This window comes from Salmonella sp. K21076, from assembly GCF_039650795.1.
Taxonomy (GTDB): domain Bacteria; phylum Pseudomonadota; class Gammaproteobacteria; order Enterobacterales; family Enterobacteriaceae; genus Salmonella; species Salmonella enterica.
Genome location: NZ_JBCLYA010000047.1, coordinates 207,752 through 223,333, shown reverse-complemented (window position 1 = coordinate 223,333; position 15,582 = coordinate 207,752). Strand labels below are relative to the sequence as shown.

At 51.6% G+C, this 15,582-nt stretch carries 14 protein-coding genes and 2 pseudogenes; 9 read left to right on the top strand and 7 right to left on the bottom strand.

Annotation, left to right across the window (positions count from 1 at the left end):
- The first annotated feature begins 2 nt into the window (after positions 1-2).
- From glyS to AAYN39_RS15910, 5 genes and pseudogenes are all read left to right on the top strand, one after another.
- Positions 3-2,072, top strand: a complete 2,070-nt coding sequence (gene glyS / locus AAYN39_RS15930) for a glycine--tRNA ligase subunit beta (protein ID WP_001291805.1) — start codon at positions 3-5, stop codon at positions 2,070-2,072.
- A 389-nt stretch (positions 2,073-2,461) separates the two neighbouring features.
- Positions 2,462-2,890 (top strand): annotated as a pseudogene (locus AAYN39_RS15925) (IS3 family transposase); the annotation flags it as partial.
- Between the two features lie 141 nt (positions 2,891-3,031).
- Positions 3,032-3,499: a GNAT family N-acetyltransferase gene (locus AAYN39_RS15920; protein ID WP_000702452.1), complete on the top strand. Its 468-nt coding sequence runs from the start codon at positions 3,032-3,034 to the stop codon at positions 3,497-3,499.
- 177 nt (positions 3,500-3,676) lie between these two features.
- Entirely contained in the window at positions 3,677-3,964 is a 288-nt protein-coding gene (locus AAYN39_RS15915) for a DUF1778 domain-containing protein (protein ID WP_000965889.1), read from the top strand.
- A complete protein-coding gene (locus tag AAYN39_RS15910) occupies positions 3,952-4,437 on the top strand; it encodes a GNAT family N-acetyltransferase (protein ID WP_000533908.1) in 486 nt (161 codons plus the stop codon). The genes AAYN39_RS15915 and AAYN39_RS15910 overlap by 13 nt, the downstream gene beginning before the upstream one ends.
- A 370-nt stretch (positions 4,438-4,807) precedes the next feature.
- On the opposite strand, the gene cueP is transcribed toward AAYN39_RS15910, so the two are convergent.
- The 3 genes and pseudogenes from cueP to AAYN39_RS15895 all read right to left on the bottom strand — a co-directional run.
- Positions 4,808-5,347 (bottom strand): copper-binding periplasmic metallochaperone CueP, encoded by a 540-nt coding sequence (cueP, locus tag AAYN39_RS15905; protein ID WP_000047148.1) that lies wholly within the window; start codon positions 5,345-5,347, stop codon positions 4,808-4,810.
- Positions 5,348-5,522: 175 nt separating this feature from the next.
- A complete protein-coding gene (gene cspA / locus AAYN39_RS15900; protein WP_000014594.1) occupies positions 5,523-5,735 on the bottom strand; it encodes an RNA chaperone/antiterminator CspA in 213 nt (70 codons plus the stop codon).
- Between the two features lie 290 nt (positions 5,736-6,025).
- Positions 6,026-6,313, bottom strand: a pseudogene (locus AAYN39_RS15895) (HTH-type transcriptional regulator); the annotation flags it as partial.
- A 438-nt stretch (positions 6,314-6,751) separates the two neighbouring features.
- Between AAYN39_RS15895 and AAYN39_RS15890 the strand changes: the two are divergent.
- Positions 6,752-7,462: a DUF3053 domain-containing protein gene (locus tag AAYN39_RS15890; RefSeq protein WP_000190524.1), complete on the top strand. Its 711-nt coding sequence runs from the start codon at positions 6,752-6,754 to the stop codon at positions 7,460-7,462.
- A 49-nt stretch (positions 7,463-7,511) separates the two neighbouring features.
- On the opposite strand, the gene ghrB is transcribed toward AAYN39_RS15890, so the two are convergent.
- The gene (ghrB, locus tag AAYN39_RS15885) at positions 7,512-8,486 is read right to left on the bottom strand and encodes a glyoxylate/hydroxypyruvate reductase GhrB (RefSeq protein WP_000804690.1); all 975 of its coding nucleotides are present in this window, start codon (positions 8,484-8,486) and stop codon (positions 7,512-7,514) included.
- Between the two features lie 218 nt (positions 8,487-8,704).
- A complete protein-coding gene (locus AAYN39_RS15880; protein ID WP_000747548.1) occupies positions 8,705-9,367 on the bottom strand; it encodes an OmpA family lipoprotein in 663 nt (220 codons plus the stop codon).
- Between the two features lie 152 nt (positions 9,368-9,519).
- Between AAYN39_RS15880 and AAYN39_RS15875 the strand changes: the two genes are divergently transcribed.
- Complete coding sequence (locus AAYN39_RS15875; protein WP_000148449.1) at positions 9,520-11,853, top strand: molybdopterin guanine dinucleotide-containing S/N-oxide reductase; 2,334 nt, start codon at positions 9,520-9,522, stop codon at positions 11,851-11,853.
- Here the strand turns inward: AAYN39_RS15875 and AAYN39_RS15870 are convergent.
- Together AAYN39_RS15870 and tag are read right to left on the bottom strand one after the other, a co-directional pair.
- Positions 11,822-12,262 (bottom strand): N-acetyltransferase, encoded by a 441-nt coding sequence (locus AAYN39_RS15870; protein ID WP_000619903.1) that lies wholly within the window; start codon positions 12,260-12,262, stop codon positions 11,822-11,824. The two genes, AAYN39_RS15875 and AAYN39_RS15870, sit on opposite strands and share 32 nt — an antisense overlap.
- Positions 12,240-12,821 (bottom strand): DNA-3-methyladenine glycosylase I, encoded by a 582-nt coding sequence (gene tag / locus AAYN39_RS15865; protein WP_001188408.1) that lies wholly within the window; start codon positions 12,819-12,821, stop codon positions 12,240-12,242. The genes AAYN39_RS15870 and tag overlap by 23 nt, the downstream gene beginning before the upstream one ends.
- A gap of 156 nt (positions 12,822-12,977) precedes the next feature.
- Here tag and AAYN39_RS15860 point away from each other — a divergent pair, with 156 nt between their 5' ends.
- Both AAYN39_RS15860 and eptB read left to right on the top strand, forming a co-directional pair.
- Positions 12,978-13,682: an autotransporter outer membrane beta-barrel domain-containing protein gene (locus AAYN39_RS15860; RefSeq protein ID WP_000637067.1), complete on the top strand. Its 705-nt coding sequence runs from the start codon at positions 12,978-12,980 to the stop codon at positions 13,680-13,682.
- A gap of 230 nt (positions 13,683-13,912) precedes the next feature.
- Entirely contained in the window at positions 13,913-15,544 is a 1,632-nt protein-coding gene (gene eptB / locus AAYN39_RS15855; protein WP_001269253.1) for a kdo(2)-lipid A phosphoethanolamine 7''-transferase, read from the top strand.
- The last annotated feature ends 38 nt before the right edge of the window (positions 15,545-15,582 follow it).

Sequence of the window (15,582 nt, the reverse complement as noted above, 5' to 3'; positions counted from 1 at the left end):
CTATGTCTGAGAAAACTTTTCTGGTGGAAATCGGCACTGAAGAGCTGCCACCAAAAGCACTGCGCAGCCTGGCTGAGTCCTTTGCTGCGAACTTTACTGCGGAGCTGGATAACGCTGGCCTCGCACACGGCACCGTTCAATGGTTTGCTGCTCCGCGTCGTCTGGCGCTGAAAGTAGCTAACCTGGCGGAAGCGCAACCGGATCGTGAAATCGAAAAACGCGGCCCGGCGATTGCCCAGGCGTTCGATGCTGAAGGCAAACCGAGCAAAGCAGCAGAAGGCTGGGCGCGTGGTTGCGGTATTACCGTTGACCAGGCTGAGCGTCTGACTACCGATAAAGGCGAATGGCTGCTGTATCGCGCCTACGTGAAGGGCGAAAGTACCGAAGCACTGCTGCCGAATATGGTCGCGACCTCTCTGGCGAAGCTACCGATCCCGAAACTGATGCGCTGGGGTGCAAGCGACGTACACTTCGTGCGTCCGGTTCACACCGTAACCCTGCTGCTGGGCGACAAAGTCATTCCGGCTACTATTCTGGGCATTCAGTCCGATCGCGTGATTCGCGGCCATCGTTTTATGGGCGAGCCGGAATTCACTATTGACAATGCCGATCAGTATCCGGAAATACTGCGCGAGCGCGGGAAAGTCATCGCCGATTACGAAGAACGTAAGGCGAAGATTAAAGCCGATGCCGAAGAAGCCGCGCGTAAGATCGGCGGTAACGCTGACTTAAGCGAAAGTTTGCTGGAAGAAGTGGCTTCGCTAGTGGAGTGGCCGGTCGTACTGACCGCGAAATTTGAAGAGAAATTCCTCGCTGTGCCGTCTGAAGCGCTGGTTTACACCATGAAAGGTGACCAGAAATACTTCCCGGTGTATGCGAACGACGGCAAACTGCTGCCGAACTTTATCTTCGTTGCCAACATTGAATCGAAAGATCCACAGCAAATTATCTCTGGTAACGAGAAAGTCGTTCGTCCACGTCTGGCAGATGCCGAGTTCTTCTTCAACACCGACCGTAAAAAACGTCTGGAAGATAACCTGCCGCGCCTGCAAACCGTGCTGTTCCAGCAACAGCTGGGTACGCTGCGCGACAAAACTGATCGCATCCAGGCTCTGGCTGGCTGGATTGCTGAACAGATTGGTGCTGACGTTAATCACGCTACCCGTGCGGGCCTGCTGTCTAAGTGTGACCTGATGACCAACATGGTCTTCGAGTTCACCGACACCCAGGGCGTTATGGGGATGCACTACGCGCGTCACGATGGCGAAGCGGAAGATGTCGCGGTGGCGTTGAACGAGCAGTATCAGCCGCGTTTTGCTGGTGATGACCTGCCGTCCAACCCAGTGGCTTGTGCGCTGGCGATTGCTGACAAGATGGATACCCTGGCGGGTATCTTCGGTATCGGTCAGCATCCGAAAGGTGACAAAGACCCATTTGCGCTGCGTCGTGCCGCACTTGGCGTGCTGCGTATTATCGTTGAGAAGAACCTCAACCTTGATCTGCAAACGCTGACCGAAGAAGCCGTGCGTCTGTATGGCGATAAGCTGACTAACGCCAGCGTGGTTGATGATGTCATCGACTTTATGCTGGGCCGTTTCCGCGCATGGTATCAGGACGAAGGTTACTCCGTCGACACCATCCAGGCTGTACTGGCGCGTCGTCCGACCCGTCCGGCAGATTTTGATGCCCGCATGAAGGCGGTGTCTCATTTCCGCACCCTGGAAGAAGCCTCTGCGCTGGCGGCGGCGAACAAGCGCGTCTCCAACATCCTGGCGAAAGCCACTGAGCCGCTGAACGATATCGTCCACGCCTCCGTACTGAAAGAAGCGGCGGAAATTGAGTTGGCCAGACATCTGGTTGTGCTGCGTGATAAGCTTCAGCCGTACTTTGCCGATGGTCGTTATCAGGAAGCGTTGATTGAGCTGGCGGCACTGCGCGCGCCGGTGGATGAATTCTTCGAAAATGTCATGGTGAACGCGGAAGAGAAAGATATCCGTATCAACCGCCTGACGCTGTTGTCGAAACTACGCGAACTGTTCCTGCAGGTTGCGGATATTTCGTTACTGCAATAAGCGTTCAGTTAAATAAACAAAAACCTGCTCTCGGGCAGGTTTTTTTATAACATAAATAGTATTAGTTGATTCGCTAATAATTCTGTAACTCATAGACGCGGTTATCTCTATTGATTGGCAAGAATTATTTCAGGAATACATTAACGCTGGCGGTACGGATATTGGCGTTAGAATAGCTGCGGGTGCTTGAGACTGTTTGTCTCAGGTATTCACCAAAAGGCAGACAGAGAAAATCCCCACCTGACTATACCCAAAATAATTCGAGTTGCTTAAAGGCGGCAAGGGAGTGAGTCCCCAGGAGCATAGATAACTATGTGACTGGGGTGAGCGAGCGTAGCCAACACATAAGCAACTTGAAGTATGAAGGGTATATAAATCAAAAGTGCACTGCGCCCATTATTGATCTCTTCAATAACGAAGCGATCTCCTGCAGTATTTCAGAACGTCCAACTATGCCGATGATCGATGACATGCTCATGAAGGCATTTGCCAGACTTGATGCGGGTACCAATCCGGTTCTTCATTCAGATCAGGGCTGGCAATACCGTCATTGATGGTACCAGTATCAGTTACGAGAGTTTGGCATCATCCAAAGTATGTCCCGCAAAGGCAACTGCCTTGATAATGCCTGTGCAGAATTTTTTTTCGGCACTTTAAAATCAGAAAGTTTTTACACCAGTAAATTTAAGGATATTGATGAACTTAAGATAGCTATTGAGGATTACATACGATACTACAATACCCGACGAATTAGCCTTAGATTTAACGGACTCAGCCCGGTTGAATACCGCCTAAAGAGCTATCCAGGCAGAAATTAACAAGGTCTGTACAGGGATGCTATCAGGAAACCTGAACGTTGGTGGATACGCTCACGTAAATGTCTGCTATGAGCGAGGAGCGGACGCCCTATTTCACAAAAATTAGTATTGTTCTACAAGTAACTCTCACAATGAGGTTTTATGAAAATCAGAAGGTTCAGTAATGGGGATGAAATATCGTTATTCAGAGTTTTTTTCTCATCTGTACATACGATCGCATCACACTACTACACACGTGAACAAATTGATGCTTGGGCCCCAGCAGATATCGACCTGGAGCGATGGGCCAATCACATTAAGGAATTACAACCTTTTGTTGTAGAGCTGGATGGTGAAATAGCTGGATATGCAGATGTTCAACCAAATGGATACATTGATCATTTCTTTGTATCAGGAACCTATTCAAGACAGGGGGTAGGGACACTACTGATGAATTGCATTCATGAGGAAGCCAGACAGCGTGGAATTAGTGAACTTACTTCAAATGTAAGTAAGGCTGCGGAAGTGTTCTTTCTACGACACGGCTTTCATATAGTGGAGCGAGGCTTTCCTATTTGCCGTGGAGTGACATTACAAAATGCTCTGATGAGAAAATGTTTGGCGAAATAATAGTCAGCCTGCAGAAAGGCAGCATTGTTCTTTTGCCTTGTTGAACTCAGTAAACCGCTACAATGAGCAACGTCCGCTGCTGGCGCAAAGCGGACATCAGTATTCAAAAAATGAAAAACGACGACTTGATGTATATCGTTTGCTATACATGGTGGTTGTGCTATTCTTGTAAAGCAAATGCTATACAAGGGGTGTCTCATGAAATCAGATGTTCAACTTAACCTTAGAGCTAAGGAGTCGCAGCGGGCGCTCATTGATGCAGCTGCGGAAATCCTTCACAAGTCACGTACAGATTTCATTCTGGAAACGGCCTGCCGGGCTGCCGAGAATGTGATCCTTGACCGCCGTGTATTTAACTTTAACGATGAGCAATATGAGGAGTTCATCAATCTGCTTGATGCACCGGTCGCAGATGATCCCGTTATCGAAAAACTGCTGGCAAGGAAACCTCAGTGGGACGTGTAACAGCACCAGAACCTTTGTCCGCTTTTCATCAGGTAGCTGAGTTCGTCAGCGGTGAAGCTGTGCTCGATGACTGGTTGAAGCAAAAGGGCCTCAAAAACCAGGCTCTCGGAGCGGCCAGAACATTTGTGGTGTGCAAGAAAGACACGAAGCAAGTAGCCGGTTTTTACTCTCTGGCCACCGGTAGCGTCAACCATACAGAAGCGACAGGCAACCTTCGGCGTAACATGCCAGATCCCATCCCTGTCATTATACTTGCCCGTCTTGCTGTCGATCTCTCATTCCATGGAAAAGGGCTTGGGGCTGATTTACTTCATGATGCAGTGCTTCGTTGCTATCGGGTTGCCGAGAATATTGGTGTACGTGCAATCATGGTTCATGCACTTACCGAAGACGCCAAAAATTTCTACATTCACCATGGTTTCAAATCATCACAAACTCAGCAGCGAACATTGTTCCTTAGGCTCCCTCAATAGAATGCAAAGACTGTTATGTTCAAATCGCTATAAGCGATAATTTGATAGAACGTCTAAGGTTAAATTCAGGAAGAATACGACGAACAAAATATTGATGAGACAGGAATCCGCGTGATGCAAGAAAGCAACGGAATGGATAATCCGATTGCGGACAATGTTATTTAGTTATAGCCAGAAACAAAAAAGAGCCCATGTATTAAATGGACTCTTTCGCTGATGCCTCGGTTAATCTGTCCAGGTTTTGGGGTCAGTACAAAGTGAGCCCACCTCTGCCATTCTTGTGGCGTTATGCATTCTCAAGGCACTCTGTTAATTTTATCTTGTTGGCGTTTTATAGGCCCGATAACCCATTATGTTATCGGGCATTTTTTTAACGTAATGGTAATTCCGTCAGACAGGTCTGGCTGTCATCTCTGGTGGCAATGGCATGTGACGCCGTTTTACCGTTGTAGCTTACTTCGAGCGTCCCTTCCATATTGCGCGGTAGCCAAACACCGATAAATCCGTTTCGATAGCTTTGCATCTCTTTTTGTACGATGACAGCGCCTTTACTGTCTGTCACTTTTACAGTGAACGGTTTATTCGGCATTTCTCCCTGACAGCCGGAAAGGCTGTGGTTAAAACAGGGGTGTGTCCGCCATTCATAGGGCGCAAAAGAGAGATAGAATTTGTCGCCTAACGGTAGCGTATAAATCTGCTCTCCGTCAGATAATTTGAGCTCGGTACTGGTAATCGACGCGGAGTAAGGCAAAGGACGGCTCTGCGGCGTCTGATCAATCGTATCCACGATCTGCTCAACCGTTTTTCCCGCCAGCCCATGTTGCGCCAGAAAAGCGGATTCTGAGGATGCCGCAAGCGCGGAGCCGCTGGCGCATAAACCCAAAAGTAATAACCATGATGATTTCGACATAACTTCAATTCCTTGTGAACAATCTCCTTGCCTACTATAGGGGTTCCCCTAAGGGAAAGGTCAAAGGGACGCAGGGTAAAGTAATGCAAAGTTATGCTGGGGGGGGAGATGGGGAATTGGAATAAAAAAAATCCCCGCCATCAGGCAGGGATTCAAAATTCTGAGCTTTTTAAGCTTACAGGCTGGTTACGTTGCCAGCTGCCGGGCCTTTAGCGCCGCTTTCGATGGTGAAGGAAACTTTCTGACCTTCGTCCAGAGATTTGTAACCATCGTTCTGAATAGCGGAGAAGTGTACGAACACGTCTTTAGAACCGTCATCAGGAGTAATAAAGCCGAAGCCTTTATCAGCGTTGAACCATTTTACGATACCAGTCATTTTACCGGACATAGTGTATTACCTTTTAAAAAATAAGTGTGCCTTTCGGCGTTATGGCGTGCTTTACAGATTTTTTAAGCGTTAAGGAAATGCGCACTACGAGGGGTATCTAATGGATAACTCTTGAAGGGACTTGCCTTACTAAACTGCTTTAATGGTCTGTACGTCAAACCGTTGAGCACATTAACTCATGTAATGCCGGGCGATGCAACTTTTATTTTACTTTATTTCTCCAGGCCAGTAATCGGGCGGGGGAAACGGCCCTTACGCAGGACCGTTAAAACAGAAAGGGGTAAAAATTGCTCCATCAATTGCTTACTTAAGCGTGGGTTCGCCTGTATCAGGCGCATCAATTTGAGCTCTGCTGGCGTGGGTTTTTCGCGTTTCGATTCCCATTCCTGAACCATGGCAACCGTTACGCCCAGCGCTCTGGCGAATTCATCTGTTTTTAGTCCCGTTCCTCTCCGTAACTGTTCAAATTCGGTAAAAGGATTGGGTTTTTGCGTCAGGGTGATCTTTCGTGTTTCATCTTTAAAAACAATTTGTTCCAGGCTGCTCAGCAGCTCAAACATCGGATCTTTATATTCCATTGAGAACTCCTGTAAATCACACAGCGGGATCGTGAAATGCATCGAAGCCTCTTAAGAATAGTCGGGAAACTTGCGGGTGGGGGGCGACGCGCCGCCAGGAAGCGCTATCGATTCGTTTCGATGCCTTACGCTACGCGACTTTTAGGACGCTAACAATTTGATCCAGGAAGATATATCCGTCTTTCAGAAAATAATTGTAAAGATTAAAAAAATATTACATCCCCCGCTGGAAAGCTTTCTTGCCGCGTTTTTTATCGCAGTGTCAGGTTAAAAATTAACAATAAAATAATAAATTAAGCATTGATGCAGATAAACATAATTTTCCGCTACAAGATCGCGTGGAAAGGGTATCCTGCAAGCCTGACCTGGACTATCCTTGTAAGCCGTCAGGCACGCAGGTGTCGTTGTGCGCATTTTTGGGTGAAAGGAGTATTAACAATGGCGACAGGTAAGTCCTGCTCTCGCTGGTTTGCGCCTGTTGTGGCGTTATTAATGGTGTTTAGCCTGAGCGGGTGTTTTGATAAAGAAGGCGATCAGCGCAAAGCGTTTGTCGATTTCCTGCAGAATACAGCAATGCGTAGCGGAGAGCGTTTACCAACGCTGACGGCCGATCAGAAAAAGCAGTTTGGTCCGTTCGTGTCTGATTACGCGATACTGTATGGCTACTCGCAGCAGGTAAACCAGGCGATGGATTCCGGTCTGCGCCCGGTGGTCGATAGCGTTAACGCCATCCGCGTTCCGCAGGATTATATGACGCAACGCGAGCCGCTGCGGCAGGCAAATGGTTCGTTAGGCGTGCTGGCGCAACAGTTGCAGAATGCAAAACTGCAGGCTGATGCCGCGCATGGCGCGTTAAAGCAGGCCGATGACCTGAAACCTGTGTTTGATCAGGTCTACAAAAAAGTGGTCACCGTGCCGGCAGATGCTTTGCAGCCGCTGATCCCGGCGGCGCAGATCTTTACGCAGCAGTTGGTACAAGTGGGCGATTATATTGCGCAACAGGGCGAGCAGGTGAGCTTTGTCGCGAACGGCATTCAGTTCCCGACCTCACAGCAGGCCAGCCAATATAATGCGCTGATTGGGCCGTTGGCCTCGCAGCATCAGGCGTTTAATCAGGCCTGGACGGCGGCGGTAAACGCGACCCAGTAATGACAGTCTGCCCGATAAGCGCAAGCCAGCGCTTATCGGGCCTGTAGCGTTATCCCGCCGCTTGCGGATTGACGCAGTTCTTCTCTATTTTTCCCTGCAGCGCATCAATCAAATTATCCACCGCACAGGCCATCATGTTGTAGCGCGTCTCATGCGTTGCCGAGCCAATATGCGGCACCGCGACGACATTAGACATGTTCAGCAGGGGCGAATCCACAGATAGCGGTTCCTGTTCAAAGACATCCAGACCTGCCGCATATATTTCACCGTTTTGCAGCGCGGCAATCAGCGCGTTTTCATCGACCACCGGGCCGCGTCCGGCATTAATAAAAATGGCGGACGATTTCATTCTGGCAAACTGTGTTGCGCCAAACAGATGTCGCGTTTCTGCCGTTAGTGGCAGGATCACGCAGACAAAATCGGCCTCCTGCAACAACGTATCCAGATCGCAGTAGCGGGCGTTAAACCGGTCTTCCGCCTCCTGATGCCGCCGACGGGCGTGATAGAGAACCGGCATGGTAAACCCAAAGTGCGCTCGCTGCGCCAGCGCCATCCCGATACGCCCCATCCCAACGATACCGAGTGTTTTGTGATGCACATCGACGCCAAACCATGCCGGGCCAATGCTTTCTGTCCATTCACCCGCCTTAACCCGTTCTGCGACGTCCACCACGCGGCGGGCAGTGGCCAGCATCAACGCCATCACCGTATCGGCAACGGTTTCCGTCAAAACGGCAGGCGTGTGCATCAGGACTATTTTGCGGGCAGTAAGGGCGTCCACCTCGACATTATCGTATCCCACCGAGATGGTCGACGCCGCGCGTAGCGCCGGCATTTTTTCCAGCAGCGCGCGGTTAACGGTTTCGCTGGTGCCCAGAAGGCCTTGCGCGCTGGCAAATGCCTGCGCGTGTCGCGCGACCGTTTCCGGATGCAGGTTCGGTACCTGGGTGACGGTAAAATGCGCCTCCAGGCGATGCAGCAAATCATCAGGCAGGGTTTTGTAGAGAATGATGGACGGCTTCATGCGACTCTCCGTAAATCAAAAGGTAAGCGCGGCATGCGCCAACCGGAACAGGCTTATTATTAACCCGTTTAGCCATCATCGACCAGCCGATTTCCCCGCTGTCGGCAGCCGTGTCGTGGTAAATAGTGAATGAATACTGAATAATGCGACGTGTATCCGGTCTGGCGAGGGAATAATGCAGGCCGGGTAAAGCATGCCGCCTTACCCGGTACGGTAGTTTACTGCAATGGACTCAAGGTAATTTCGACGCGGCGGTTTTGCGCCTTACCTTCTGCCGTACTGTTGCTGGCGATCGGGTTCGCCGGACCCATTCCGCTGGTACGGATACGGCTGGCGTCGACGCCCTGGGTGATCAGCGAACTGGCGACGGAGTCAGCACGCTGCTGCGACAGACGCATATTCAGATCGTGGCTACCGGTACTGTCGGTGTAGCCCACCACATTGACGGCGGTCTTGGGATACTCTTTCAGCACCATCGCCACGCCGGTCAGCGTGTTAGCGCCTGCCGGTTTCAGCGTCGCGCTGCTGCTGTCGAAGGTGACATTATTCGGCATATTCAGAATGATATTATCGCCGCTTCGCGTCACGCTAACGCCTGTGCCCCGCATTTTGTCACGCAGTTTCGCTTCCTGTACGTCCATGTAGTAACCCACGCCGCCGCCCAGCGCCGCGCCAGCCGCCGCGCCAATCAGCGCGCCTTTACCGCGATCTTTTTTGGAGGAGGAGAGCGCGCCGATGCCTGCGCCGACCAGCGATCCAATACCCGCGCCAATGCCGGATTTACCTGCTTCGCGTTCGCCGGTGTAAGGGTTTGTTGTGCAGCCAGATACTGCCAGGGCGCCGCTCACGATGGCAGCAATCACAAATACACGTTTTTTCATCTTAAATCCTTATCACTTTTTTATTTTTACCACAGCGACCGTGGCGGTTGATTATGACGTCTGCACATGAAGAAAATTCCAGGGAAAACTCTGAAATTTGTAAGTAACATTGATCGGCAAAATAAATAATCCCAATAATTCAGGAGCGAACCTTGACCCACGCACCATCGCGTCATTCGGTATTGACCGCCGCACACTGGGGGCCAGTCCGTGTTGAAACCGACGGAGAACGCATTTTTGCTTCATATGGCGAACTCCCGACGGCACACCAGAACTCCCTGCAAACCGTTGTGCATGACCAGGTACACAGCAAAACGCGGGTTCGCTTCCCGATGGTGCGTAAAGGGTTCCTGGCTTCTCCCGATAAGCCGCAAGGCATACGCGGGCAGGATGAGTTTGTTCGCGTAAGTTGGGATGACGCGCTGGATCTGATCCACGCTCAGCACAAACGTATTCGTGAAAGTTATGGACCATCGTCCATCTTCGCCGGCTCCTACGGTTGGCGTTCGAACGGCGTATTGCATAAAGCGGCTACGCTATTGCAGCGTTACATGGCGCTGGCGGGAGGGTATACCGGCCATCTTGGCGATTATTCCACCGGCGCGGCGCAGGCTATCATGCCTTATGTGGTGGGTGGTAACGAGGTTTACCAGCAGCAGACTAGCTGGCCGGTGGTGCTGGAACATAGCGAGGTGGTGGTGCTCTGGAGCGCGAACCCGCTGAATACTCTGAAAATTGCCTGGAACGCCTCGGATGAACAGGGGCTCGACTATTTTGCGGCGCTGCGACAAAGCGGCAAACGCCTGATCTGCATCGATCCGATGCGATCGGAAAGCGTCGACTTTTTTGGCGATAAGATGGAGTGGATCGCCCCACATATGGGCACCGATGTGGCGTTAATGCTGGGGATCGCTCATACGCTGGTGGAAAACGGTTGGCAGGATGAAGCGTTCCTTGCCCGCTGCACGACGGGCTATGACCGCTTCGCTGACTATCTTTTGGGCACGACCGACGGTACGGCCAAAACAGCGGAATGGGCGGCGGAAATTTGCGGCGTTTCTGCGGTGAAAATCCGCGAACTGGCGGAAATATTTCATCATAACACCACCATGTTGATGGCTGGTTGGGGAATGCAGCGTCAGCAGTTCGGCGAGCAAAAGCACTGGATGATCGTTACGCTGGCCGCAATGCTGGGGCAAATTGGTACGCCTGGCGGCGGGTTTGGTTTTTCTTATCATTTTGCTAACGGCGGAAACCCGACGCGCCGCGCCGCCGTGTTAGCGTCGATACAGGGGAGCATCCCTGGCGGGGTCGATGCGGTAGATAAAATACCGGTGGCGCGTATTGTCGAGGCGCTGGAAAACCCCGGTGGGTTTTACCAACACAATGGGATGGATCGCCGCTTCCCGGATATTCGTTTTATCTGGTGGGCGGGTGGCGCGAACTTTACCCATCATCAGGATACCAACCGTCTGATTCGTGCGTGGCAAAAACCGGAACTGGTCGTTATCTCGGAATGTTTCTGGACGGCCGCCGCGAAACACGCGGATATCGTTCTGCCCGCGACCACCAGCTATGAGCGTAACGATTTAACCATGACCGGCGACTATAGCAATCAGCATTTGGCGCCGATGAAGCAGGTCGTGTCGCCCCGGTGGGAGGCGCGGAATGATTTTGACGTTTTTGCTGAACTGAGCGAACGGTGGGAAGCCGGCGGTTATGCTCGGTTCACCGAAGGAAAAAGCGAGCTGGCGTGGCTGGAGACCTTCTACAATATTGCCGCCCAGCGTGGCGCCAGCCAGGGGGTGACGCTGCCGCCGTTTGCCGCATTCTGGCAGGCTAACCGTTTACTGGAGATGCCGGAAAATCCCGCCAACGCGCAGTTTGTGCGCTTCGCGGATTTTCGCCGCGATCCTGATAACCATCCGCTAAAAACGGCCAGCGGCAAAATCGAAATCTATTCTGCGCGCATTGCCAGCTATGGTTATGCGGATTGTCCCGGTCATCCGATGTGGCTGGCGCCGGATGAGTGGCACGGGAACGCCGATGCGGGGCAGGTTCAGCTACTTTCCGCGCATCCGGCGCACCGTCTGCATAGCCAGCTCAACTACAGTTCGTTACGGGAGCGGTATGCGGTAGCCGGACGCGAACCGGTAACGATTCATCCGCAGGATGCGACAACACGCGGAATCGTCGATGGCGATACGGTACGCGTCTGGAATCATCGCGGGCAGGTTCTGGCGGGCGCGGTCGTTACCGACGGAATTCGGCCTGGCGTTATCTGTATTCACGAAGGCGCATGGCCGGACCCTGAACCTACCGCAGGCGGCATATGCAAAAACGGCGCGGTAAACGTCCTGACAAAAGATCTTCCCAGTTCCCGGCTGGGGAACGGTTGTGCGGGCAACACCGCGCTGGTCTGGTTTGAGAAATATACCGGCCCGGCGCTACCGCTTACGGCGTTTGATCCGCCTGCCAACTCATAATCCAGGTGGGGTGGGAGGTATCCTCCTGCCAGGCGCTATCTTCAATACGAAAACCGAGCGCATGGTAGAAGTTTACGGCGGATTGATTTTTCTGGTAAACCTCAAGGCTCAGCAGAGGAAAACGTTGCTGGACATATTCCAGAAGCGCTTTGCCAATGCCGTGTCTTAACGCGTCGGGGGCGACAAACAGCGCCCCGACAAAACGGGCTTCCAGTACGCTGACGAAGCCTTTCAGTTGCCCATTTTCCTCCCATACCCAGGTTTGCGCGGCGGGTAAATAGACGTCGCGTACAATTGCTTCGCTCTCGTGCCAGTAACGTTCTTCGATAAAGGGATGGGCATAAATGGTACTTTTCATCCACAGCGCCAGAATAGACGCCATGTCTTCACTCTGGGATTTGCGAATCATGTTTTTCTCCCGGATGGCAAAAACAGCCGGTAATATGGTCGTTGACCAGTCCGCACGCCTGCATAAAGGAGTAACAGATAGTCGTACCGACAAACTTGAAACCGCGTTTTTTCAATGCCTTAGCAAGCGCATCGGACGCAGGTGTTGAGGTGGGGATCTTATCCAGGCTGGCCGCCTGGGTGATCTGCGGCTGACCATCAACGAATGACCAGACAAAATCGGCGAAAGACTCGCCGTTTTGCTCCATCGCAAGCCAGGCGCGGGCGTTACTGATAATGGCCTGAATTTTACCGCGATGTCGTATGATGCCCGTGTTCTGTAGCAGGCGTTCAACATCCTCCTCCTGCATAGCTGCGATGCGTATCGGGTCAAACTGATGAAAACAGGCGCGGTAGTTCTCCCTCTTTTTAAGCACGGTGATCCAGGATAAACCGGCCTGTTGACCTTCAAGACAGATCATTTCAAACAGCTTTCTGCTGTCAGTTTCCGGTACGCCCCACTCGTTATCATGATAGGCAATATAAAGGGGGTCCTGGCTGACCCAGTCGCAACGCTGCATAGACTTCCTCGTTATTGTGGTTACCGCGAAAATTTCCTTCAACCCGCCTTGACGGGTCCGCTAAAAGGACAATAGTTAATACAGGGCTGATGTCCGACATCCTTCATTCAATGACAATAATATCGCCGAATTCGGCTCTACTCTGGAGTCGCGTTGATGATTGTAAGAAAACGCCGTGGTCGCCGGACATTGCGTTGTCTGGCGGGCCTTATGGCCTGCTCGTTTTTTATCAATACCACGTATGCCTGGCAACAAGAATATATCGCTGAAGCGGCTCCGGGGCATATGACGGAACGCTATACCTGGGACAGCGATCACCAACCGAATTACAACGACATACTGGCCGAACGTATTCAGTCTACGCAAAATACGGTGGGTCCGGTGCTTAGCCTGGCGGATGAAACCCCGCTTGATGCGACCAGCGGTATCAGTATGGGCTGGAATTTTTCGCTTTCCCGACGCGTAACCACTGGGCCGGTCGCGGCGCTGCATTACGACGGTTCGACGTCATCAATGTATAACGAATATGGCGATAGCGCGACGACATTAGCGCTTACCGATCCGTTATGGCATGCCAGCGTCAGTACGTTAGGCTGGCGGGTAAACTCGCAGTTCGGCGATGTCCGTCCCTGGGCGCAGATCAGCTATAACCAACAGTTTGGGGAAAATATCTGGAAAGCGCAGTCCGGGTTGAGTCGTATGACCGCAGGAAATCAGGCGGGAAACTGGCTGGATGTCACCGTAGGCGCGGACGTGTTACTTAACCCGCACCTGGCGGCGTATGCGGCGTTTTCTCAGGCGGAAAACAGCGCTACGGATAGCGATTATTTGTATACCCTGGGGGTGAGCGCCAGGTTTTAACGGGATAAACCGTCGCCTGGACTTATTAGAAGTTCAGCTAATACCCTATCTATATATTTACAAAAATATATAGGTCAATCACATTCTCTATAGACACTTTTTGCGCTTCCTGTGGTCTACTTAGCCGCGCTGGTAGACTTTCTCACATCTGCGTTAGCCGCATATTTACCTGTTTGATTAAAGAATCGTTGTACAGGTCGTTTTTATCCCGATTCCCAGGGTTTGTTTGCATGAGATACATTAAATCGATGACGCAGCAGAAACTTAGTTTCTTGCTTGCGCTCTATATCGGTCTGTTTATGAATTGCGCCGTGTTTTACCGCCGTTTCGGCAGTTATGCGCAAGAATTTACCATTTGGAAAGGCCTTTCCGCAGTTGTCGAACTTGGCGCCACGGTGCTGGTCACTTTCTTCTTACTTCGTCTTCTTTCACTGTTTGGCCGACGCGTCTGGCGCGTGCTGGCCACGCTGGTGGTGCTGTTTTCCGCTGGCGCCAGTTATTACATGACCTTCCTGAACGTGGTGATTGGCTACGGCATTATTGCGTCTGTTATGACCACCGATATCGATCTCTCGAAAGAGGTGGTGGGGCTGCACTTTGTATTGTGGCTGATTGCCGTGAGCGTGCTTCCGCTCATCTTTATCTGGAGTAACCACTGTCGCTACACGTTGTTGCGCCAGCTACGTACGCCGGGGCAGCGTTTTCGCAGCGCCGCTGTAGTGATACTCGCAGGCGTAATGGTGTGGGCGCCTATCCGCCTGCTGGATGTACAGCAGAAAAAGTTTGAACGGGCGACAGGCATCGACTTACCCAGCTATGGCGGCGTGGTGGCGAACTCCTACCTGCCCTCAAACTGGTTATCTGCGTTAGGGCTGTATGCCTGGGCGCAGGTAGATGAGTCGTCGGACAATAATTCGTTAATAAACCCGGCCAGGAAATTTACCTATGTTGCGCCGAAAGATGGGGATGACACCTACGTCGTTTTCATTATCGGTGAGACGACCCGTTGGGATCACATGGGGATTTTCGGCTACGAGCGTAATACCACGCCGAAGCTTTCTTTACGCTGTATGTTTGTACGGGAAGGTGGGGCGGATAATAACCCGCAGCGTACGTTAAAAGAGCAGAATGTTTTTGCCGTACTCAAACAGCTCGGATTCAGTTCCGATCTGTACGCCATGCAGAGCGAGATGTGGTTCTATAGCAATACCATGGCGGATAATATCTCTTACCGCGAGCAGATTGGCGCCGAGCCGCGTAACCGCGGTAAAACGGTGGATGACATGCTGTTGATTGATGAGATGCAGAACTCGCTTGCCCAGAATCCGGAGGGTAAGCATCTGATTATCCTGCATACCAAGGGATCGCATTTTAACTATACGCAGCGTTATCCGCGCAGCTACGCTCAATGGAAGCCCGAATGTATTGGGGTCGATAGCGGCTGCACGAAAGCGCAGATGATCAACTCTTACGATAACTCCGTGACCTATGTTGATCACTTTATTACCAGTGTGTTCGATCAGCTACGTGATAAAAAAGCGATTGTGTTCTACGCGGCTGACCACGGCGAGTCGATTAACGAACGCGAACATTTGCACGGTACGCCGCGCAATATGGCGCCGCCGGAGCAATTCCGTGTTCCGATGCTGGTATGGATGTCGGATAAATATCTTGCCAGTCCGCAACATGCGCAGATGTCCGCTCACCTGAAACAGCAGGCGGAGATCAAAGTGCCGCGTCGTCATGTGGAACTGTACGATACGATAATGGGCTGCCTGGGGTATACATCGCCGAATGGCGGCATTAACCAGAACAACAACTGGTGCCATATTCCCGATGCGCAGAAAGTCGCCGCGAAGTAGGTTGTCTGCCGACTTTCTCGCCGATTGAATTGTATTTT

What these genes read in the sequence shown, in the direction of transcription:
- cspA (WP_000014594.1), bottom strand. Translation starts at nt 5,735, where the DNA reads ATGTCCGGTAAAATGACTGGTATCGTAAAATGGTTCAACGCTGATAAA.
- AAYN39_RS15860 (WP_000637067.1), top strand. Translation starts at nt 12,978, where the DNA reads ATGATTGTAAGAAAACGCCGTGGTCGCCGGACATTGCGTTGTCTGGCG.
- AAYN39_RS15890 (WP_000190524.1), top strand. Translation starts at nt 6,752, where the DNA reads ATGGCGACAGGTAAGTCCTGCTCTCGCTGGTTTGCGCCTGTTGTGGCG.
- AAYN39_RS15915 (WP_000965889.1), top strand. Translation starts at nt 3,677, where the DNA reads ATGCTATACAAGGGGTGTCTCATGAAATCAGATGTTCAACTTAACCTT.
- AAYN39_RS15880 (WP_000747548.1), bottom strand. Translation starts at nt 9,367, where the DNA reads ATGAAAAAACGTGTATTTGTGATTGCTGCCATCGTGAGCGGCGCCCTG.
- AAYN39_RS15920 (WP_000702452.1), top strand. Translation starts at nt 3,032, where the DNA reads ATGAAAATCAGAAGGTTCAGTAATGGGGATGAAATATCGTTATTCAGA.
- tag (WP_001188408.1), bottom strand. Translation starts at nt 12,821, where the DNA reads ATGCAGCGTTGCGACTGGGTCAGCCAGGACCCCCTTTATATTGCCTAT.
- cueP (WP_000047148.1), bottom strand. Translation starts at nt 5,347, where the DNA reads ATGTCGAAATCATCATGGTTATTACTTTTGGGTTTATGCGCCAGCGGC.
- ghrB (WP_000804690.1), bottom strand. Translation starts at nt 8,486, where the DNA reads ATGAAGCCGTCCATCATTCTCTACAAAACCCTGCCTGATGATTTGCTG.
- glyS (WP_001291805.1), top strand. Translation starts at nt 3, where the DNA reads ATGTCTGAGAAAACTTTTCTGGTGGAAATCGGCACTGAAGAGCTGCCA.
- eptB (WP_001269253.1), top strand. Translation starts at nt 13,913, where the DNA reads ATGAGATACATTAAATCGATGACGCAGCAGAAACTTAGTTTCTTGCTT.
- AAYN39_RS15870 (WP_000619903.1), bottom strand. Translation starts at nt 12,262, where the DNA reads ATGATTCGCAAATCCCAGAGTGAAGACATGGCGTCTATTCTGGCGCTG.